The sequence below is a fragment of the Streptomyces sp. NPDC037421 genome, assembly GCF_055602105.1.
This window is the reverse complement of record NZ_JBVJWV010000055.1, coordinates 1-20757: the sequence shown is the minus strand read 5'-3', so window position 1 is coordinate 20757 and position 20757 is coordinate 1. Positions and strand designations below refer to the sequence as shown.

At 71.5% G+C, this 20757-nt stretch carries 17 protein-coding genes; 13 read left to right on the top strand and 4 right to left on the bottom strand.

The features are described 5' to 3' along the window. Positions 1 to 155 precede the first annotated feature (155 nt). The 4 genes from eccB to ACZ7IF_RS37605 all read left to right on the top strand — a co-directional run bounded on the left by eccB (position 156) and on the right by ACZ7IF_RS37605 (position 3880). Entirely contained in the window at positions 156 to 1730 is a 1575-nt protein-coding gene (gene eccB / locus ACZ7IF_RS37620; RefSeq protein ID WP_470981331.1) for a type VII secretion protein EccB, read from the top strand. A gap of 11 nt (positions 1731 to 1741) precedes the next feature. Then, positions 1742 to 2959, top strand: coding sequence for a type VII secretion-associated serine protease mycosin (mycP, locus tag ACZ7IF_RS37615; protein ID WP_470981330.1), 1218 nt, complete (start codon positions 1742 to 1744; stop codon positions 2957 to 2959). 212 nt (positions 2960 to 3171) lie between these two features. Beyond that, complete coding sequence (locus ACZ7IF_RS37610; RefSeq protein ID WP_470981328.1) at positions 3172 to 3525, top strand: WXG100 family type VII secretion target; 354 nt, start codon at positions 3172 to 3174, stop codon at positions 3523 to 3525. Between the two features lie 43 nt (positions 3526 to 3568). Then, positions 3569 to 3880, top strand: coding sequence for a WXG100 family type VII secretion target (locus ACZ7IF_RS37605; protein WP_470981326.1), 312 nt, complete (start codon positions 3569 to 3571; stop codon positions 3878 to 3880). A 73-nt stretch (positions 3881 to 3953) separates the two neighbouring features. Here ACZ7IF_RS37605 and ACZ7IF_RS37600 read toward each other — a convergent pair whose 3' ends face one another. Together ACZ7IF_RS37600 and eccCa are read right to left on the bottom strand one after the other, a co-directional pair. After that, positions 3954 to 4187 (bottom strand): DUF397 domain-containing protein, encoded by a 234-nt coding sequence (locus ACZ7IF_RS37600; RefSeq protein ID WP_007266914.1) that lies wholly within the window; start codon positions 4185 to 4187, stop codon positions 3954 to 3956. Between the two features lie 141 nt (positions 4188 to 4328). After that, positions 4329 to 8282 (bottom strand): type VII secretion protein EccCa, encoded by a 3954-nt coding sequence (gene eccCa, locus ACZ7IF_RS37595; RefSeq protein ID WP_470981324.1) that lies wholly within the window; start codon positions 8280 to 8282, stop codon positions 4329 to 4331. Positions 8283 to 8498: 216 nt separating this feature from the next. Here eccCa and eccD point away from each other — a divergent pair, with 216 nt between their 5' ends. From eccD to ACZ7IF_RS37565, 6 genes are all read left to right on the top strand, one after another. Further along, the gene (gene eccD / locus ACZ7IF_RS37590) at positions 8499 to 9962 is read left to right on the top strand and encodes a type VII secretion integral membrane protein EccD (protein WP_470981322.1); all 1464 of its coding nucleotides are present in this window, start codon (positions 8499 to 8501) and stop codon (positions 9960 to 9962) included. A gap of 171 nt (positions 9963 to 10133) precedes the next feature. Further along, positions 10134 to 10421, top strand: a complete 288-nt coding sequence (gene rpsO / locus ACZ7IF_RS37585; RefSeq protein ID WP_007266917.1) for a 30S ribosomal protein S15 — start codon at positions 10134 to 10136, stop codon at positions 10419 to 10421. A gap of 287 nt (positions 10422 to 10708) precedes the next feature. Further along, positions 10709 to 12928: a polyribonucleotide nucleotidyltransferase gene (locus tag ACZ7IF_RS37580; RefSeq protein ID WP_470981340.1), complete on the top strand. Its 2220-nt coding sequence runs from the start codon at positions 10709 to 10711 to the stop codon at positions 12926 to 12928. Beyond that, positions 12925 to 14304 carry a M16 family metallopeptidase gene (locus ACZ7IF_RS37575; protein WP_470981321.1) on the top strand — a complete coding sequence of 460 codons (1380 nt, stop codon included), beginning with the start codon at positions 12925 to 12927 and terminating at the stop codon, positions 14302 to 14304. The genes ACZ7IF_RS37580 and ACZ7IF_RS37575 overlap by 4 nt, the downstream gene beginning before the upstream one ends. Before the next feature lie 31 nt (positions 14305 to 14335). Beyond that, a complete protein-coding gene (dapB, locus tag ACZ7IF_RS37570) occupies positions 14336 to 15088 on the top strand; it encodes a 4-hydroxy-tetrahydrodipicolinate reductase (RefSeq protein WP_470981319.1) in 753 nt (250 codons plus the stop codon). 16 nt (positions 15089 to 15104) lie between these two features. Further along, positions 15105 to 15548 carry a hypothetical protein gene (locus ACZ7IF_RS37565; protein WP_470981317.1) on the top strand — a complete coding sequence of 148 codons (444 nt, stop codon included), beginning with the start codon at positions 15105 to 15107 and terminating at the stop codon, positions 15546 to 15548. A gap of 74 nt (positions 15549 to 15622) precedes the next feature. Here ACZ7IF_RS37565 and ACZ7IF_RS37560 read toward each other — a convergent pair whose 3' ends face one another. Continuing rightward, a complete protein-coding gene (locus ACZ7IF_RS37560; RefSeq protein ID WP_470981316.1) occupies positions 15623 to 16174 on the bottom strand; it encodes a PH domain-containing protein in 552 nt (183 codons plus the stop codon). A 48-nt stretch (positions 16175 to 16222) separates the two neighbouring features. Beyond that, a complete protein-coding gene (locus tag ACZ7IF_RS37555; protein ID WP_470981314.1) occupies positions 16223 to 16474 on the bottom strand; it encodes a hypothetical protein in 252 nt (83 codons plus the stop codon). Between the two features lie 208 nt (positions 16475 to 16682). Here ACZ7IF_RS37555 and thyX point away from each other — a divergent pair, with 208 nt between their 5' ends. From thyX to ACZ7IF_RS37540, 3 genes are all read left to right on the top strand, one after another. Continuing rightward, the gene (gene thyX / locus ACZ7IF_RS37550) at positions 16683 to 17423 is read left to right on the top strand and encodes an FAD-dependent thymidylate synthase (RefSeq protein ID WP_470981312.1); all 741 of its coding nucleotides are present in this window, start codon (positions 16683 to 16685) and stop codon (positions 17421 to 17423) included. A 227-nt stretch (positions 17424 to 17650) separates the two neighbouring features. Then, positions 17651 to 18550, top strand: coding sequence for a 4-hydroxy-tetrahydrodipicolinate synthase (dapA, locus tag ACZ7IF_RS37545; RefSeq protein ID WP_470981311.1), 900 nt, complete (start codon positions 17651 to 17653; stop codon positions 18548 to 18550). A 112-nt stretch (positions 18551 to 18662) separates the two neighbouring features. After that, entirely contained in the window at positions 18663 to 20348 is a 1686-nt protein-coding gene (locus tag ACZ7IF_RS37540) for a ribonuclease J (RefSeq protein ID WP_470981309.1), read from the top strand. Positions 20349 to 20757: the final 409 nt, after the last annotated feature.

Genomic DNA, 20757 nt, shown 5'->3' with positions numbered 1-20757 from the left:
CGGTCCGGAGGGATCCAGCGGGCTCCGGGCCGCCGCCCCGGCCCACCCGGCACCTGCCGACCCTCCGTCAAGAGGCATAGTAGGTCCCCGGTCCGACAACCAAGGCCCGGGGAGCGGCCCCACCGGCGGGGCCGTGCGGGGAGAAGCAGGCGGTCATGGCATCACGACGTGATGAGCTCAACGCGTACACCTTCGCGAAGCGGCGCACCGTGGCCGCGTTCCTCCAGCCCTCCGCCACCGGGACCGAGGAGGGCGCCCCCCGCCCGCTGCGCGCGGTCCTGCCCGGAGTGGTGACCGGCGCGCTGATCGTCGCGGGCTTCGGCGCCTGGGGGATGTTCCGGCCGCAGGCTCCCAAGGGGTGGGACGAGCCCGGAGCCATGGTCGTCGTCGGCAAGCAGTCCACGACCCGGTACGTGGTCCTGACCACGAAGGTGAACGGCAAGGACCAGACCCGTCTGCACCCCGTGCTGAACCTGGCGTCGGCGCGGCTGCTGCTCGACCCGCGCAAGTCGAAGGTCGTCCAGGTCGAGGACAAGGTGCTGGACGCGGGCAAGCCCCCGCGCGGCCCCATCATCGGCATCCCGTACGCCCCCGACCGGCTCCCCGCCACGGCCGAAGCCGCCAAGGCCAAGCGCTGGGCCGTCTGCCAGCAGCCCGGCGGCAACAACCGGGGCGTACAGACCGCCGCCTTCGTCCTCGCCGACCGGGAGGCGGGCCTGACGGACGACGGGAACCGCACCACCGACACCCAGGTGCTGTACGTCCAGAGCACCGGCGGGGCCAAGGAGCGCTTCCTCGTCGACTCGGCCGGCACGAAGTACCGGTTCCCCGAGGGGCGCCCCGACTCCGGGACCCTGACCACGGCCCTGGTCGGCACCGGCGCCACCCCGCAGCCGGTGACCGAGGAGTGGCTGGCCACCCTGAACCCGGGCGACGACCTGGCCTTCCCGCAACTGCCCGGCACTCCGGGGGCGGGCGCCGCCGTCCCGGGCGGCGCCGACGCCAGGGTCGGCATGGTGCTGACCGCGCAGACCGGCTTCGGCACGCAGCACTACGTCGTACTGCCCGACCGGATCGCCCCGGTCTCGGAGTTCACGGCCTGGCTGCTGATCCACTCGCCCGCCAGTGACGGCCTCGGCATGCACGGCAAGGCCCACGAGACCGACTTGAAGTCCCTGGACCCGAACGCCCCTCCCTTCAAGGAGGACGCCAAGTGGCCCCGCCGGCGCGGCACCCAGGTCAACCGGGTCGCGGACACCCCCGGCGCCGCGAACGGCGGCGAACGGCGCGACACCGTGTGCAACGTCCTGCGCTCCGTCGACGGCCGGGGCGGACAGACGCTGAGCACCTGGGCCGGCACCGGCTTCCCCGTCGACATCACCGCCAGCGGCACCAGCTCGTACGTCACCCCCGGCACGGGCCTGCTCTACACCCAGGTCCAGGGCCGCCAGACCGGCGGGGGCGGCGCCCTGTTCCTCGTCACCGACACCGGCCTGCGGTACGCGGTCCAGGCCAACGGCGACAGCGACGCCGAGCAGTCGGGGATCGGCGCCCCGGGGCAGCAGGCGGCGGGCGCCACCGGCGACGGCCGGCCCGAGCCCAGCCAGGCGCAGGTGCGGCTCGGCTACGGCGGGATCGTGCCCGCCACGGTGCCGATCGCGTGGTCGGAGTTCCTCTCCAAGGGGCCCCGCCTGGACACCAACTCGGCCCGCCAGCCGCAGGGTTCGTGAGGACACCGGCCATGTCGCAGCCCTCCCGCACGGTCCTGGCGGCCGCCGCCCTCGCCCTGGCCGCCCTCGGTGGCACGGCGCCCGCGCCGCAGTCCCCGTACGCCTTCGCCCTGGACGGGGCGGGCGAGTGCACCTTCCCCATGAAGAAGCAGATCGCCGACCGGCCCTGGGCCCTCCAGCGGGTCATGCTGGACGCCCTGTGGGCCCGCACCAAGGGCGAGGGGGTACGGGTCGCCGTCATCGACACCGGTGTGGACCGCGCCAACCCGCAGCTCGCCGGCGCCCTCGACACCGGCGCCGGCCGGGACTTCACCGACCCCAAGGGCGGCGACGGCACCAACGACACCATCGGGCACGGCACCAAGGTCGCCGGGCTGATCGCGGCCCGCCCCCAGCAGGGCACGGGCTTCGTCGGCCTCGCCCCCGGGGCCACCGTCATCCCCATCCGGCAGAACGACGGACAGGCCACCGGCAACGCGGTCGCCACCCTCGCCCAGGCCGTCGACCACGCCGTCGCCAAGGGCGCCCGGGTCATCAACATCTCCCAGGACACCGACGCCCCGCTGACCGCGGACTCCGAACTGGGCAAGGCCGTCCAGCGGGCCCTCGCCGCCAAGGCCGTGGTCATCGCCTCGGCGGGCAACGACGGACTGGGCGGGCAGAAGCGCAGGACCTACCCGGCGGCCTTCCCCGGGGTCCTCGCCGTGGCCTCCTCCGACCGCAACAACGAACGGGCCGCCTTCTCCCAGCCCGGCGACTTCATCGGGGTCGCCGCCCCCGGCGTCGACATGGTCTCCACCGTCCCCGGATTCGGCCAGTGCATCGACAACGGCACCAGCTTCTCCGCCCCCTACGTCGCCGGGGTCGCCGCCCTGCTGGTCGCCGAGCACCCGCAGTGGACCCCGCAGGAGGTGGTCTGGCAGATCCAGAACACCGCCGAACGCTCCGTCAAGGGCCGCGACGACTACGTCGGGTGGGGCGTCGTCGACCCGGTGCGGGCCGTCACCCAGGACGCCGGGCCCCCCGGGCCGCCCGTGCCGGACCCCGGCCCGCCCCCGGCGGCCGCACCGCAGGCGGCGGCCCTCCCGATGTCGGAGACCGCCCGGGAACGCGACGAGCGGATCGGCACGTACGCGCTCGGGATCGCGGGCGTGCTCATCGCCGTCGTCGCCGGGACCGCGACCGTCGTGCGCGACGCCCGCCGCGGCCGCCGGAGCCGTTTGCAGTGAACGGTCACGCTCGTCCGTAGAACCGGGCGACTGGTGTTGGGCGGGTCAACCGAACTGACTAGAGTGACGCCAGGCTTCACGACTGTGATCGGGGATCCGTGTGAAGCGGAGGGGGAAGTCCGGTGCGTGTGGCGTGAATTGGCGCCTCCGGAAGCCGCTCCGCCATGCAATCCGCCGGTTCTGTCGGGGAATTGAGAAGTGAGGAGCTTCGGATGACGAACAATTTCGGACTTGCGGACGATCCGGTCGTCAAGGCGGCCAACAAGATCTCCGAGACGGCCAACGCCGTCACCACCCAGGCCCGTGAGCTGGCCGACATCCTCGCCACCGCGCACGCGGGCTGGACCGGCGCCGGCGCCGACGGCTTCCGGAAGGCCCAGTCGGACCTCAACCTCGACCACGACGAGATCCGCCGGCTGCTCGCGGTCCTGCACAACGCCGTCGCGCAGACGAAGAACCTGACCAACGCGCAGGACGCGGACGTGCACGCGGCGTTCAACACGATCAACGCCCGCTCCGGCGCCGCCGCCGCGGGCGGCGCCCGCTCGGGCCTCGAATACCTCTGACGTCCGCGTCGCCCCGGCACACCCCAGCCCGAAGGAGAAGGACATGGCAGGCAACGAAGACGGCCACACCCGGGTACGGTACGAGAGCGTCCAGCAGATGGCGGACCGCATCCGCGTCGTCTCCAGGAACATCCTCAAGGACCTGGAGGAGATGGAGTCGGCCGTGAAGGTCGTCACCGACACCTGGGACGGCGAGGCGCACGTCGCCTACCTCGACCTGCAGAGGAAGTACCACGGCCGCGCCGACCACATGCAGAAGCAGCTGGAGGCCGTCGCCCGGCTCATCGAGCGCGGCAAGGGCGACTACCGCGCCACCGACGTGAAGGCCTCGCGCCTGTTCACCGAGGCCTTCTGAGCCCGCCCGGCATACCGAAGGGGGCGCGCCCCGCACGGGGCGCGCCCCCTTCGCCGTACCCCGGCCGCGGGCCTCAGGTGAGGTCGAACTCCCCGTCCCGGGCCCCGAGCACGAAGGCCTCCCACTCGGCCGCCGTGTAGCGCAAAACCGTGTCGCGGTCCAGGGAGGACCGCATCGCCACCGCGCCCTCGGGCAGCTTGGCGATCTCCACCCGCTCCTCGTCCGGGCTGGTCCCGGGCGGCCCCTGCCACTCGACGTCGCTGATGTCGAGCGCGTACAGCTCGTCCTTCTCCTGCTGGGTGCCCATGTGCGGCCCTTCCCGTCGGTCGTGCGGTGCTGCGCGGTCTTCGCTGCCGATTATCGGCGGAACGCGGCCGCCGGGGGAGCCGTTTCCCGTGATGGCCGCGAGACCCCCCGGATCCGGCCCCCGCGGCCCCGGCCCCGCCCCCTACAGTCCCGGCATCCGGCCCAGCTGGACCAGCGAGGTACCGCGCCGGCGCGATACGTAGTGGCCGCGGCCCGGGGGCATCGGGCGGGAGCGGACACTGCCGAGCAGGTCGCCCTCGGAAGGGTCGCCCGACAGGACGACGCCCTGCGCCCCCAGCTCCTTGATCCGCTGCATGAACGGCTCGTACATCGCCCGTGAGGCCCCCGCCGAGCTGCGCGCGACGACGAAGCGGACCCCGGTGTCCCGGGCGAACGGCAGGAACTCCACGAGCTGCGTCAGCGGGTTGCCCTGGCTCGTGGCGACGAGGTCGTAGTCGTCGATCACGATGAACACGTCCGGGCCCGTCCACCAGCTGCGGTCCCGCAGCTGCCGCGGGGTGACGTCCGCCGGCGGCTGCCTGCGCGAGAACACCCCGACCAGGGCCTCCATGTGCATCTGGAGGGAGCCCGCCATCGGCGCGTACTCCAGCAGGTGCTCCTCCGGCAGCGCCCCCAGCAGCCCGCGCCGGTAGTCGCCGACGACCAGCTTGGCCTGGTCCGGGCGGTAGCGCTGGGCGATCTGCTGCGCGATCAGCCGCAGCAGGTTCGTCTTGCCCGACTCGCTCTCGCCGAACACCAGGAAGAAGGGGTCGCTCTCGAAGTCCACGAACACCGGTTCCAGAGCGGTCTCGTCGATGCCGATCGCGATCCCGCGCTCCGGGAACTCCCCGCCCTTGGGCAGCCGGTCCGCGTGCAGCAGCCGCGGCAGCAGCCGCACCCCGGGAGCGGAGGGCCCGGCCCAGCCCGACCGCACCGCCGCCACGAACTCCCGCGTGCCCTCCGAGAGGCTCTCCGCGTCGTGCGCCCCGTCGATCCGCGGCAGAGCCCCCAGGAAGTGCAGTTTCTCCGGCACCTGGCCGCGCCCCGGCATCCCCGTCGGCACGTTCGCCGCCACCCGCCGGTCGAACTCGGAGTCCATCACGTCGCCGAGCCGCAGCTCCAGCCGGCTCAGCAGCTGGTCCTTCAGCGCGGCCCGCACCTCCATGTACCGGGCCGCCGTGACCACCACGTGGATGCCGTAGCCGAGCCCCCGGGCCGCGATGTCCGTGACCACCGGCTCCAGGCCCTCGTACTCGCCGCGGAACCCGCCCCAGCCGTCGACGACCAGGAACACGTCACCCCACGCCTCGCCCGGCAGCTCGCCCGCCGCACGCCTGCGCCGGTACGTGCCGATGGAGTCGATGCCGTTCGCCCGGAAGAACTCCTCGCGGCGGGCCAGGATCCCCGCCACCTCCGCGACCGTGCGCCGCACCCGCTCCGGATCCAGCCGGGAGGCGATCCCGCCCACGTGCGGCAGCTCCGCCACCGAGGACAGCGCGCCGCCGCCGAAGTCCAGCCCGTAGAACTGCACCTCGCGCGGGGTGTGCGTCAGCGCGAACGAGCAGATCAGCGTCCGCACCAGCGTCGACTTGCCCGACTGCGGACCACCCACCACCATCATGTGGCCCGCCGCACCCGAGAAGTCCCGGTACAACACCTCGCGCCGCTGCTCGAAGGGCTTGTCGATCAGCCCGAGCGGCACCACCAGCCCACCCGGCCGCGTGTACCCCTCCGCGTGCAGCCCGCGCTCCGCCGAGGGCGCCAGGGCCGGCAGCAGCTGGTCCAGGGACGGCGCCCGGTCCAGCGGCGGCAGCCACACCTGGTGCGCCGGCACGCCCCGCCCCTCCAGCCGCCCCACGATCACGTCGAGCACCGTGTCCGCGAGCGCGTCGTCCTCCCGCGCCGGCCGCTCCGCCGGGTGCGCCGGATCCGGCGCCGCGTACACCACCGGCACCGGAGCCGCCGTGAACAGCGCCGGGCGGCGCTCCACCGGGAACGGCCCCACCGACAGGTCCGGCCCGCCCGAGCGGTAGACGCCCGAGACGTACGCCGCCTTGAAGCGGGTCATCTCGTCCGTACCGAACTTCAGGTAGCCCGAACCGGGCACCGACGGCAGGTGGTACGCGTCCGGCACCCCGATCGCCGTCCGCGACTCCGACGCGGAGAAGGTGCGCAGACCGATCCGGTACGACAGGTACGTGTCCAGGCCGCGCAGCTTGCCCTCCTCCAGCCGCTGCGAGGCCAGCAGCAGGTGCACGCCCAGCGAGCGGCCGATCCGGCCGATCTGGATGAACATGTCGATGAAGTCGGGCTTCGCGGTCAGCAGCTCCGAGAACTCGTCGATGACCAGCACCAGCGAGGCCAGCGGCTCCAGGGGGGCGCCCGCCGCGCGCGCCTTCTCGTAGTCGTGGATGTTCGCGTAGTTGCCCGCCGAGCGCAGCAGCTCCTGCCGGCGCTGGAGCTCGCCGCGGATCGAGTCGCCCATCCGGTCGACGAGCGTCAGGTCGTCCGCCAGGTTGGTGATCACCGCCGCGACGTGCGGCATCTGCCCCATACCGGTGAAGGTCGCGCCGCCCTTGAAGTCCGCGAGGACGAAGTTCAGCGTCTCCGAGGTGTGCGTCACCGCCAGCCCGAGCACCAGCGTGCGCAGCAGCTCCGACTTGCCCGAACCGGTCGCGCCCACGCACAGCCCGTGCGGGCCCATGCCCTCCTGCGCGGCCTCCTTCAGGTCCAGCATCACCGGCGCGCCGTCCTCGCCCACCCCGATCGGCACCCGCAGCCGCTCGCCGGCCGACCTCGGCCGCCAGGTGCGGGACACGTCGACCGAAGCCGCGTCGCCCAGGTTCAGCAGGTCGGTGAAGTCCAGGTTCGCCAGCAGCGGCTCGTCGTCGTCCCCGCCGCCCGTGCGCAGCGGCGCCAGCTGCCGGGCCAGCGCCTCCGCCGCCGGCAGCGACAGGGTGTCCGGCACGCCCTCGTACGCCACCCCCGCGCCCGACTCCAGCCGCAGCCGGCCCGGCCCCACCACGACCGACAGCCCGCCCCTCGGCTCGTCGAGCCCACCCGCGACCACCTCGACGATGGTCACGCCCTGCAACCCCTCGGCCGCCGCGAACACCGAGTCCGGCGGCACCAGCCCGCCGTCCAGCACCACCACCAGGTGCGGCTGGTCCAGCACCGGCGACACCTCCCGGCTGAACCGCGGCCGCCCCTCCAGCCGGGACCCCAGCAGCCCCTCAAGCTCACCCAGGTCGTCGCCGAACAGCCGCTTCGTACCGGCCCCGTCGACCTGCCCCGGCACCTGCGTGTGCGGCAGCCACTTCACCCAGTCCCACGAAGGCACCGCCCCCGGCGCGGCCACCACCGCCACCACCAGGTCCTCGGGGGAGTGCAGCGTCGCCAGCTGCGCCACCATCGCCCGCGCCGCACCCCGCGCCGGCTCCGCCTCCCCGGACACCGTCACGTGGTAGAACGCCCGGATCGACACCGCCACCGGCAGCCCGTCCAGCGAGGAGTGCACCTTCAGGAAGCGCTGCATCGCCCCCGCCGCCAGCGGCTCCAGCTCGTCCACCGGGGCCGTGTCCGGAGCCACCAGCGCGGTCGCGAGCCGCTGTGCGCCCAGCCCCAGCCGGGCCTGCCCGAAGTCCGCGTCGCCGACCCGCCGCTCCCACAGCCGGGAGCCTCCCGCCACCACCGACCACAGCTGCTCGGGCGCCGGGTGCAGGTACAGCTGCGCGTCGCGCTGCGCCCGCGCGGTGCGCCGCACCTGGCGGCGCGTCTGCGCGAGGTACTTGAGGTAGTCCCGCCGCACGTCGGCCATGTGCCCCTGCGTACCGCGCCGGTGGCGCACCAGCTGGGCGATGACCATGCCCACCGTCGACGCCAGCATCAGCACGCCCATGATCCGCATGAACGGCGCCGAGCCCGGCATGAAGAAGAAGACGACCGAGGAGCCCATGCCCAGCATCGGCAGGAGCTGCATCAGCATGCCCTCCTGCTGCCCCCGCGGGAGTTCCGGCGGCGCCTCCAGCCTCAGCTCGTCCGAAGGGACCTCGGGCGGCAGGGACCGGGGCGGGCGTTTGACGACGATCTGGCTCACCGGAGCATCAATCCCTCGAAAACTGGCGGGACGTCGCAGCCGGCGCCCCCAAGTCCCGGGCACCGGGGGGCATTCCCGCACCCCGCGCCCGACGCGAACGGCGATCCTACTTGCCGGTGGACGGGCGGCCTCCGGGTAGGGTGACGCCCGCGCCATGCGCATCCGCGAACCGACCGCCGCCCCGGCGGGGGCGGCGCCAACCAGGGGGTCACACAGGTGAGTACGGCCGACGCGACCGGTTTCTGCAGGGTCACCGTCGTGGCACCGGACAGCCGCATCGACGTCGCCCTCCCCGAGGACATCGCCGTCGCCGACGTCTACCCCGAACTGCTGCGCCTCACCGGCCAGACCCAGCCCGTCGGCGCCCCCACCGGCTTCCACCTGGTCCGCCGTTCCGGCGCCGTCCTCGACGGCGCCCGCACCCTCGCGGCCCAGCGGGTCCTGGACGGCGAGGTGCTCAGCCTGCGCCCCTTCGCCGAGTCCCTGCCGCCGGCCGTCTTCGACGACGTCGCCGACGCCGTCGCCTCCGCCGTCGTCCGCGACCGGCACCGCTGGAGCGACGACATGCTGCGCGGGGCGGGCCTGGCCGGCGCCGCGCTGCTGCTCGTCCTGCTCGGCTTCGTCCTCTGGTACGCCGACCCCGTCCGGCACGACATGCACGGCCTCCCCGGGATCATCGCCGGGGCCGTCGGCCTGCTCCTGACCGCCGCCGCCGGGGTGCGCGCCCGCGTCTACCGCGACCGGGGCTCCGCCGTCGCGCTCGGCCTCGGCGCCCTGCCGCACCTGCTGATCGCCGGCTCCGGCGCCGTCGCCGCCGGCGCCGGCCAGGGACCCGGGCGGCTGCAGTTCCTGCTCGGCTGCGCCTGCGTCCTGGTCGCCGCCGTCGCGCTGGTCGCGCTCACCCCCGACGGGGACGCCCCCTTCGTCGCCGCCACCTTCCTCGCGGCCACCGGGACCCTGGCCGGCTTCGGCGCCATCGCCGCCGACGCCTCCGCCACGGCCGCGGCCGCCGTGTGCGCGCCCGTCGCCATCGGGCTCGTCGCCTTCCTGCCCGCCCTGTCCGCCCGCTTCGCCCGGCTGCCCATCGGGTACGCCGCCCCGCAGAGCGCGGCCCCGGGATACGAGGCCCCGGACCGCTACGACGCCGACCCGTACGCCGACCAGGGCGGCGCCGACCAGCAGGCGGCCCCGCTCGACGCCGGGGCCATCGCCGCCCAGGCCCGGCGGGGGCACGAGATGCTGCTCGGCCTCGTCGGGGGGTGCGCCGCGGTCGCCGTCGGCGCCGCCGCCGTCCTCGGCTTCTCCGACAGCACCTGGGGCCGCCTGCTGGCCCTGGCCACCGGCCTGGCGATGCTGCTGCGCGCCCGCCTCTTCCGCTACACCTCCCAGGTGGTCTGCGCCCTGACCGCGGGCCTGGCCGCGGTCGGCCTGCTGGTCCTGGGCCTGGCCCTGCGCACGCCGGTCGATCTGGTGTTCGAACGTACGGTCTGGCTCTCGGCCGCCGTCGCCGCCGGGGCGGCCCTCCTCGTGGGAATCTCGCTTGTCATCCCCCGCAAGGGCCTGTCACCCTTCTGGGGAAGGCTGCTCGACCTCACCGAGGCCGCGGTCCTGCTCAGCCTGGTCCCGCTGGCCCTGGCGGTGCTCGACGTGTACGGCCGCGCCCGGTCTCTCACCAGCTGAGACGGCGCGACCCGGCAGCCTGGTACGCTGTGTGACGGCCGTTTGTGTACGCGTCCCCGGAGACCTCTGGAGACAGCGCCCAGCGGACCTCGCCTCCCGAGTTACGGAAGATCCCCAGAGAATTCGACCTGGGGCACTCGGTGGCCACGAAGACCAAAACGAGGAGTAAGCGTGCCGCTCGACGCCGCTACGAAGAAGCAGATCATCGCCGAATTCGGTGCCAAGGAGGGCGACACCGGCTCTCCCGAGGTCCAGGTCGCGATGCTGTCCCGCCGCATCTCGGACCTGACCGAGCACCTCAAGACCCACAAGCACGACCACCACTCCCGTCGTGGTCTGCTGATCCTGGTCGGCCAGCGTCGCCGCCTGCTGCAGTACCTGGCCAAGAAGGACATCCAGCGCTTCCGTACGCTGGTCGAGCGCCTCGGCATCCGCCGCGGTGCGGCCGGCGCCAAGTAAGCACACTGTGAAGGGAGCGGTTCCCACACCGATGGGGCCGCTCCCTTTGCTGTACGTGCGCGACCTGCCGGACGCTTTGTAGTCTGGGACACAGCGCACAACTGAAGAGGAGGAGCGCCCTCCCTACGCCGCCGGTCCTCGGTAGTGGCATCCGGAAAGCCCCGTCGGAGGGGCCGAGACCCGGGTGCTTCGATCGAAGACCGGCCCGCACGCCAGGAGCGCTTCTCCGCAACCGTCCACCACCACACGGGTGGCGGACGGAGACGACGAAAATGGAGAAAACGCTAGTGGAGAACGAGACCCACTACGCCGAGGCCGTCATCGACAACGGCTCCTTCGGCACCCGCACCATCCGCTTCGAGACGGGCCGCCTCGCCCGCCAGGCCGCCGGCTCCGCCGTTGCCTACCTGGACGACGACACGATGGTCCTCTCCGCGACCACCGCGTCGAAGAAGCCCAAGGACCAGCTCGACTTCTTCCCCCTGACGGTGGACGTCGAGGAGCGCCAGTACGCGGCCGGCAAGATCCCCGGCTCCTTCTTCCGCCGCGAAGGCCGCCCCTCCGAGGACGCGATCCTCACCTGCCGTCTGATCGACCGCCCGCTGCGCCCCTCCTTCAAGAAGGGCCTGCGCAACGAGATCCAGGTCGTCGCCACCATCATGGCGCTCAACCCGGACCACCTGTACGACGTCATCGCGATCAACGCCGCGTCCGCGTCCACCCAGCTGGCCGGCCTGCCCTTCTCCGGCCCGATCGGCGGCGTCCGCGTCGCGCTGATCCGCGGCCAGTGGGTCGCCTTCCCGACGCACACCGAGCTCGAGGACGCCGTCTTCGACATGGTCGTCGCGGGCCGCGTCCTGGAGGACGGCGACGTCGCGATCATGATGGTCGAGGCCGAGGCCACCGAGCAGACCATCGCCCTGGTCAAGGGCGGCGCCGAGGCGCCGACCGAGGAGATCGTGGCCGCCGGCCTCGACGCCTCGAAGCCCTTCATCAAGGTCCTCTGCAAGGCCCAGGCCGACCTGGCCGCCAAGGCCGCCAAGCCCGAGGGCGAGTTCCCGGTCTTCCTGGACTACCAGGACGACGTGTACGAGGCCCTCGCGGCCGCCGTCAAGGGCGAGCTCTCCCAGGCGCTGACCATCGCGGGCAAGCAGGACCGCGAGGCCGAGCTGGACCGCGTCAAGGAGATCGCCGCCGAGAAGCTCCTCCCGGCCTTCGAGGGCCGCGAGAAGGAGATCTCCGCCGCCTACCGCAGCCTGACCAAGGCCCTGGTGCGCGAGCGCGTCATCAAGGACAAGGTCCGCATCGACGGCCGCGGGCTCACGGACATCCGTACCCTCGCCGCCGAGGTCGAGGCCATCCCGCGCGTGCACGGCTCGGCGCTGTTCGAGCGTGGCGAGACCCAGATCCTGGGCGTCACCACCCTCAACATGCTCCGCATGGAGCAGCAGCTGGACACCCTCTCCCCGGTGACCCGCAAGCGCTACATGCACAACTACAACTTCCCGCCGTACTCCGTCGGCGAGACCGGCCGCGTCGGCTCCCCGAAGCGCCGCGAGATCGGCCACGGCGCGCTCGCCGAGCGCGCGATCGTGCCGGTCCTGCCGACCCGCGAGGAGTTCCCCTACGCGATCCGCCAGGTGTCCGAGGCCCTCGGCTCCAACGGTTCGACGTCCATGGGCTCGGTCTGCGCGTCCACCATGTCGCTGCTGAACGCCGGTGTGCCCCTCAAGGCCCCCGTCGCCGGTATCGCCATGGGCCTGATCTCCCAGGAGATCGACGGCAAGACGCACTACGTCGCCCTCACCGACATCCTCGGTGCGGAGGACGCCTTCGGCGACATGGACTTCAAGGTCGCCGGCACCAAGGAGTTCGTCACCGCCCTCCAGCTCGACACCAAGCTCGACGGCATCCCGGCCTCCGTCCTGGCCGCGGCCCTGACCCAGGCCCGCGACGCCCGCCTCCACATCCTCGACGTGATGATGGAAGCGATCGACACGCCGGACGAGATGTCCCCCAACGCCCCGCGGATCATCACCGTCAAGATCCCCGTGGACAAGATCGGCGAGGTCATCGGCCCCAAGGGCAAGATGATCAACCAGATCCAGGAGGACACCGGCGCCGAGATCACGATCGAGGACGACGGCACCATCTACATCGGTGCCGCCGACGGCCCGGCCGCCGAGGCCGCCCGCTCCACGATCAACGCGATCGCCAACCCGACCATGCCGGAGGTCGGCGAGCGCTACCTGGGTACGGTCGTCAAGACCACCACCTTCGGTGCCTTCGTCTCCCTCATGCCCGGCAAGGACGGCCTGCTGCACATCTCGCAGATCCGCAAGCTCGCCGGTGGCAAGCGCGTGGAGAACGTCGAGGACGTGCTCGCGGTCGGCACCAAGGTGCAGGTCGAGATCGCCGAGATCGACCAGCGCGGCAAGCTCTCCCTGGTCCCCGTGATCGAGGGCGAGGACGCCGCTGAGGCCGACAAGGACGACTCCGACAAGTGACGTCGCGTAGTTCCCGTGTGACGGCCCGCCCCTCCTCCGAGGGGCGGGCCGTCGCCCGTACCCAAACACTCCTCAAGGGCCAGAGCGGCATCGGCACCGTCCGGCGCACGGTCCTGCCCGGCGGACTGCGCATCGTCACCGAGACGCTGCCCTCCGTCCGCTCCGCCACCTTCGGCATCTGGGCCAACGTGGGCTCGCGCGACGAGACGCCCGCTCTCAACGGCGCCACCCACTACCTGGAACACCTCCTCTTCAAGGGCACCGCCCAGCGCACCGCCCTCGACATCTCCTCCGCGATCGACGCGGTCGGCGGCGAGATGAACGCCTTCACGGCGAAGGAGTACACCTGCTACTACGCGCGGGTCCTCGACACGGACCTGCCGCTGGCCATCGACGTGGTCTGCGACATGCTCACCGGCTCGCTGATCCGCGAGGAGGACGTCGACGCCGAGCGCGGGGTCATCCTCGAAGAGATCGCGATGACCGAGGACGACCCGGGCGACATGGTCCACGACCTGTTCGCCCAGACCATGTACGGGGACTCGCCGCTCGGCCGCCCCGTCCTCGGCACCGTCGACACCATCAACGCCCTCGGCGCCGACCGGATCCGCCGCTTCTGGAAGAAGCACTACGACCCGACCCGCCTGGTCGTGGCCGCCGCCGGCAACGTCGACCACAACAAGGTCGTACGCCAGGTCCGTGCGGCCTTCGAGAAGGCCGGCGCCCTGAAGCACACCGACGCCGTGCCGCTCGGCCCGCGCACCGGCACCAAGCGGATCCGCACCGCCGGCCGCGTCGACCTGGTCAACCGCAAGACCGAGCAGGCCCACGTGGTCCTCGGCATGCCGGGCCTGGCCCGCACCGACGAGCGCCGCTGGGCCCTCGGCGTGCTGAACACCGCCCTCGGCGGCGGCATGTCCTCCCGGCTCTTCCAGGAGGTCCGGGAGAAGCGCGGCCTGGCCTACAGCGTGTACTCGTACACCTCCGGCTTCGCGGACACCGGCCTCTTCGGCGTCTACGCCGGCTGCCGGCCCAGCCAGGTCCACGACGTGCTGCGGATCTGCCGCCAGGAGCTCGACACCGTCGCCTCCGAAGGCCTCACCGACGAGGAGATCCGGCGCGCCATCGGCCAGCTCTCCGGCTCCACCGTCCTCGGCCTGGAGGACACCGGCGCGATCATGAACCGCATCGGCAAGAGCGAGCTGTGCTGGGGCGATCAGATGTCCGTCGACGACATGCTGACCCGCATCGCCTCGGTGACCCCGGACGACGTCCGCGCGGTCGCCCAGGATGTACTGGCCCAGCGGCCCTCGCTGGCGGTGATCGGCCCCCTCAAGGAGAAGCAGGCCGCCCGACTCGACGAAGCGGTCGCCTAGACCCGTACGCAAGCACCCTAAGGAAGCAACAATGAGCAAGCTGCGCGTGGCAGTCCTCGGCGCCCGGGGCCGCATCGGCTCCGAGGCGGTCAAGGCGGTCGAGGCCGCCGAGGACATGGAGCTGGTGGCGGCCCTCGGACGGGGCGACAAGCTGGAGACGGTGGCCGAGGCGGGAGCCCAGGTCGCCGTCGAGCTGACCACCCCCGACTCGGTCATGGGGAACCTGGACTTCCTCGTCGGCCACGGCATCCACGCCGTGGTCGGCACCACCGGCTGGAACGAGGACCGCCTCGCCCAGCTGAACACCTGGCTCGCCGCTTCCCCGGAGACCGGGGTGCTCATCGCCCCGAACTTCTCCATCGGCGCCGTCCTCACCATGAAGTTCGCGGCCCAGGCCGCCCGCTACTTCGAGTCCGTCGAGGTCGTCGAGCTGCACCACCCGAAGAAGGTCGACGCCCCCTCCGGCACCGCGACCCGCACGGCCCAGCTCATCGCGGCCGCCCGCGCCGAGGCCGGCCTCGGCGCCCAGCCCGACGCCACCGCCACGGCCCTCGACGGCGCCCGCGGCGCCGACGTCGACGGCGTCCCCGTGCACGCCATCCGCCTGCGCGGCCTGCTGGCCCACCAGGAGGTACTGCTCGGCGGCGAGGGCGAGACCCTGACCATCCGTCACGACTCCCTGCACCACAGCAGCTTCATGCCGGGCATCCTGCTCGGCGCCCGCCGCGTGACGCAGACCCCGGGCCTCACCTTCGGCCTGGAAAACTTCCTCGACCTCGGCTGATGAGGCAGTAGCACCCATGCGCGCGAAGATCACCTATCTCGTCACGGCCGCCGTCCTGGTCGTCTACTTCGTCCTGGTCGGCAGCCGGGGCCTGCTGCTGATCCAGCAGGGCACCTTGCTCACCGTCACCTTCGGTGCGGCCGTGCTCATCCTGCCGGTCATCGGCATCTGGTTCCTCTGGATGAACACCCGCTTCGTGACGCGGGCCAACCAGCTCGCATCGGAGCTGGAGGCCGAGGGCGGCCTGCCCGCCGACGAGCTGGAACGGGACCAGTACGGCCGGATCCTGCGGGACTCCGCCGACGAGGTCTTCGCACGCCGCAAGGCGGAGACCGAGGACGCGCCGGGGGACTGGCGCACCTGGTTCCGCCTCGCCGTCGCCTATCACGACGCCCGCGACACCCCGCGGGCACGCAAGGCCATGCAGCGGGCCATCGCCCTGCACCAGGCGCGCGCGTAGACGCGTAGGCGCACGAACCGGAAGGGCCCGTACAGGACGATCCCCGTACGGGCCCTCGTGCCGTTCCGCCGCCGTCAGGCGGGCACGCCCCGGTACTCCTCGGCCCACGCCTCGACCTGGCCGGCGGCCCGGTCGAAGGCCTCGGCCCGGGCCAGGAAGTCTGCGTTGTGGTCGGTCAGCAGCACCGACAGCTCCTTGCCGCGGGCGGCCACCGTCAGCGCCTGCCCCTGCACGGTCCGCGGCAGTCCCAGCCAGCGCACCGGCTGCTGGACCTTGTGCACCTTCTCGACCTGGCTCCAGGCGACCGAGCGGGTCCCGAAGAAACCGACCCGGCGCAGCCCGGAGGGGCTCACCCACACACCCGAGCGCAGGATCCGCAGCGCGGAGCCGACCACGGTGAGCGAGGCGGCGAGGGCGATGCCCGCGCCCGTCCAGGTGCCCGCGAAGGCGATGATCACCGTGGCCAGCAGCATGAAGGCGGCGAGCAGCAGCAGCACCGACGCACCGGCGACCCGCCAGGGGCCGGGCCGGTAGGGGCGCCGCCAGCGCTCGGGATCCACATGGGGGAGGGCTTCGTCCTCGTGTGCGTCGAAGACGCCGTCGGCCGTCAAGAAGGGCAGGGGCACGGCAGGACCTCACTCACATGCACGTTCGGTTGGGCTGTGCCCGAGAGGCTACCGCCCCCCGGACACCTCCGATTGCTGCGCCGTCCCCGCGGGCCGGTCGGACGCCTGGTACGGCTGCAGTGCGGGTATGCCGAAGAGCAGCGAGCCCACGAGCCCCGCCACCACGGTCAGTCCGACCAGACTACGGGCGGTGAGCTGGGCGACGCTCAGACTCTCGCGCGGCGGCGGAGTGACGTTGCTTCGGAAACGGTCGGCCTCGGCGACGAAGGCGAAGGGGACGGGTTCGCGCCGGCGAAACACAGTGGCGGCTCTCCTCACGGTCGGGGCTCTGGGCCCGGGTTCTGACGGACGGTGTGCTCTCTCCTGGACAGACGAACGAACGGCCTGATCGGTGCCGGAATTCGGGACATTAAGCAAAATTCATGGCGCCTCGTCAGCTCCGTGGCCGCCGCCGCCCGCCGTAGAGTGGGCGCACCCCCCTCGAAAGTCCCGTTCGGAAGGACCCCGTGTGAGCGACAGTGATGCCCCGGGCCTGAAGCCCAGCTTCCGCAGTGATGTGACGGTGGAGCTGGTGAAGCACGCCGCCACCGACAGCGACGTGCTGTGGGCCGCTCGCGTCTCCACGGCCGGCGAACAGTCCCTGGAGGAGCTCCAGAAGGACCCGGAGCGCTCCGGGGGCCTCATCAACTACCTGATGCGCGACCGCCACGGCAGCCCCTTCGAGCACAACTCGATGACCTTCTTCATCAGCGCCCCGATCTTCGTGTTCCGTGAGTTCATGCGGCACCGCGTGGGCTGGTCCTACAACGAGGAGTCCGGCCGCTACCGGGAGCTGGAGCCGGTCTTCTACGTTCCGGACGCCGAGCGCCGGCTCGTCCAGGAGGGCCGCCCGGGCAAGTACGTCTTCGTCGAGGGGACCGAGGCGCAGCAGGAGCTGACGGGCCGGGTCATGGAGGACTCCTACCGCCGGGCCTACGAGGCGTACCGGGAGATGCTCGCGGCCGGCGTGGCCCGCGAGGTGGCGCGTTCGGTCCTGCCGGTCGGCCTCTTCTCCTCGATGTACGCCACCTGCAACGCCCGCTCGCTCATGCACTTCCTCGGGCTGCGCACCCAGCACGAGCTGGCCAAGGTCCCGTCCTTCCCGCAGCGGGAGATCGAGATGGTCGGCGAGAGGATGGAGCAGCACTGGGCGAAGCTCATGCCGCTGACCTACGCGGCCTTCAACGCCAACGGGCGCGTTGCCCCGTAAGGGCCGATACACGCATGGCGTACGCATGTACGGGAGCAAGTCCCAAGTGTCCGTATTGCGGCGTTTCGTAAAGTTCATCTAGGCTGATCAAACGGACCCGGCACTGCTTGAACCCCCGAGCAGGCAGTGCCGGGATCCAACACCCTCCCGGCTCCCGCCGGGCGGCACAGCCTGTTGACGTCCCCCGAGGGGACACCGCGAGCATGGCAGCGAGTAGCGTGTTACCCATGGCTCCGATCTCGACTCCGCAGACCCCCTTCGGGCGGGTCCTCACCGCCATGATCACGCCGTTCACGGCTGATGGCGCACTTGACCTCGACGGCGCGCAGCGTCTCGCCGTCCACCTGGTGGACGCAGGCAACGACGGCCTGATCATCAACGGCACCACCGGTGAGTCGCCCACCACCACCGACGCGGAGAAAAACGACCTCGTACGAGCCGTACTCGAAGCGGTCGGCGACCGCGCCCACGTCGTCGCCGGCATCGGCACCAACGACACCCGGCACACCCTGGAGCTCGCCCGCCAGGCCGAGCGCACCGGAGCCCACGGCCTCCTCGCCGTGACGCCCTACTACAGCAAGCCGCCGCAGGAAGGCCTCTTCCAGCACTTCACGGCCATCGCCGACGCCACCGAGCTGCCGGTCATGCTCTACGACATCCCCGGTCGCAGCGGTGTCGCGATCAGCACGGAAACCCTGGTCAGGCTGGCCGAGCACCCCCGGATCGTGGCCAACAAGGACGCCAAGGGCGACCTCGGCCGCGCCAGCTGGGCCATCGCCCAGAGCGGCCTGGCCTGGTACTCCGGCGACGACATGCTGAACCTGCCGCTCCTGTCGGTCGGCGCCGTCGGCTTCGTCTCCGTCGTCAGCCACGTGGTCACCCCCGAGCTGCGCGCGATGCTGGAGGCCCACATCGGCGGCGACGTCCAGAAGGCCACCGAGATCCACCAGAAGCTGCTCCCGGTCTTCACGGGCATGTTCCGCACCCAGGGCGTGATGACCACCAAGAAGGCCCTGTCCCTCCAGGGCCTGCCCGCCGGGCCGCTGCGCCTCCCCCTCATCGGACTGACCGACGAAGAGACGGCACAGCTCAAGATCGATCTTGCCGCGGGCGGGGTACAGCTCTGACAACAGACTTCACAACTGAATAAGCAAGAACGAAACAGACGAAGCAAGTGCACGAATGACATGCGCGCCACGTGCCTCAGAGGTACGTGGCGCGCGTGGTGAAGGAGAACCTTTGAGCCATCCGCACCCTGAACTCGGCCCGCCGCCGAAGCTCCCCAAGGGCGGCCTCCGGGTCACCCCGCTGGGCGGTCTCGGCGAGATCGGCCGCAACATGACCGTCTTCGAGTTCGACGGCCGCCTGCTGATCGTCGACTGCGGCGTGCTCTTCCCCGAGGAGGAGCAGCCGGGCATCGACCTGATCCTGCCGGACTTCACGTCCATCCGGGACCGCCTCGACGACATCGAGGGCATCGTCCTCACCCACGGCCACGAGGACCACATCGGCGCCGTTCCGTACCTCCTCCGCGAGAAGCCGGACATCCCGCTGATCGGCTCCAAGCTGACCCTCGCCCTCATCGAGGCCAAGCTTCAGGAGCACCGCATCCGCCCCTACACCCTTGAGGTGAAGGAAGGCGAGCGCGAGAACCTGGGCCCCTTCGACTGCGAGTTCATCGCCGTCAACCACTCCATCCCGGACGCCCTGGCCGTCGCCATCCGCACGGACGCGGGTCTTGTCGTCGCCACCGGCGACTTCAAGATGGACCAGCTCCCGATGGACAACCGCCTCACCGACCTGCACGCCTTCGCGCGTCTGAGCGAAGAGGGCATCGACCTCCTCCTCTCGGACTCGACGAACGCCGAGGTCCCGGGCTTCGTCCCGCCGGAGCGCGACATCTCCAACGTGATCCGCGGCGTCTTCGCGGGCGCGCAGAAGCGGATCATCGTGGCCTCCTTCGCGAGCCACGTGCACCGCATCCAGCAGATCCTGGACGCCGCCCACGAGTACGGCCGCCGCGTCGCCTTCGTCGGCCGCTCCATGGTCCGCAACATGGGCATCGCCCGTGACCTGGGCTACCTGCGCGTGCCGGCCGGCCTGGTCGTCGACGTCAAGACCCTCGACGACCTGCCGGACGACGAGGTCGTGCTCGTCTGCACGGGCTCCCAGGGCGAGCCGATGGCGGCCCTGTCCCGCATGGCGAACCGCGACCACCAGATCCGGATCGTCCCCGGCGACACCGTGATCCTGGCGTCGTCCCTGATCCCGGGCAACGAGAACGCGGTCTACCGCGTGATCAACGGCCTGACCCGCTGGGGCGCCAACGTCGTGCACAAGGGCAACGCCAAGGTGCACGTCTCCGGCCACGCATCCGCCGGCGAGCTGCTGTACTTCTACAACATCTGCAAGCCGCGGAACCTGATGCCGGTCCACGGCGAATGGCGCCACCTGCGTGCCAACGCCGAGCTCGGTGCCATGACGGGCGTTCCGAAGGACCGCATCGTCATCGCCGAGGACGGCGTGGTCGTCGACCTGATCGACGGCAAGGCCCGCATCTCCGGCAAGGTCCAGGCCGGCTACGTGTACGTGGACGGCCTCTCGGTCGGCGACGTCACCGAGGCCTCCCTCAAGGACCGCCGCATCCTCGGCGACGAGGGCATCGTCTCGGTCTACGTCGTGGTCGACAGCACCACGGGCAAGGTCGTGAGCGGCCCGAACATCCAGGCCCGCGGTTCCGGCATCGAGGACTCGGCCTTCGGGCCGGTCAGCGCGAAGATCGAGGAAGCCATCGCCCGCGCCGCGGCCGACGGCGTCGCGGAGCCGCACCAGATCCAGCAGCTCATCCGCCGGACCATGGGCAAGTGGGTGTCGGACAGCTACCGCCGCCGCCCGATGATCCTCCCGGTCGTGGTCGAGGTCTGACCTCGGCGTACGCCTGCGCGTACGTAGCGACCTCACTGGAGCGGGGCAACCGGATTTGCGTCCGGGGGCCCCGCTCCAGTACGTTTACGACTCCACCTCGTAGGGCCCGGGCACACACGTGTGCCCGTTGTCGTGTGCGAGCGGGTGGCAATCAGCACTCAGGGAGACCTGATAAAGTCTGATCCACCCGAAAGGGAAAGGCCCTCCGAAGGCCATCGGAATTCGAAACCAAGCCGGAAACGGTACGGAAAAGAATCTGATAGAGTCGGAACCGCCGGAAAGGGAAAGCGCGAAAGCGAAGGACCTGGAAAGCGAGCGAGAAAGACTCTGATAGAGTCTGAATCGCAAGAACGAAGAACGAAAGCCCGGAGGAAAGCCCGAGAGGGTGAGTACAAAGGAAGCGTCCGTT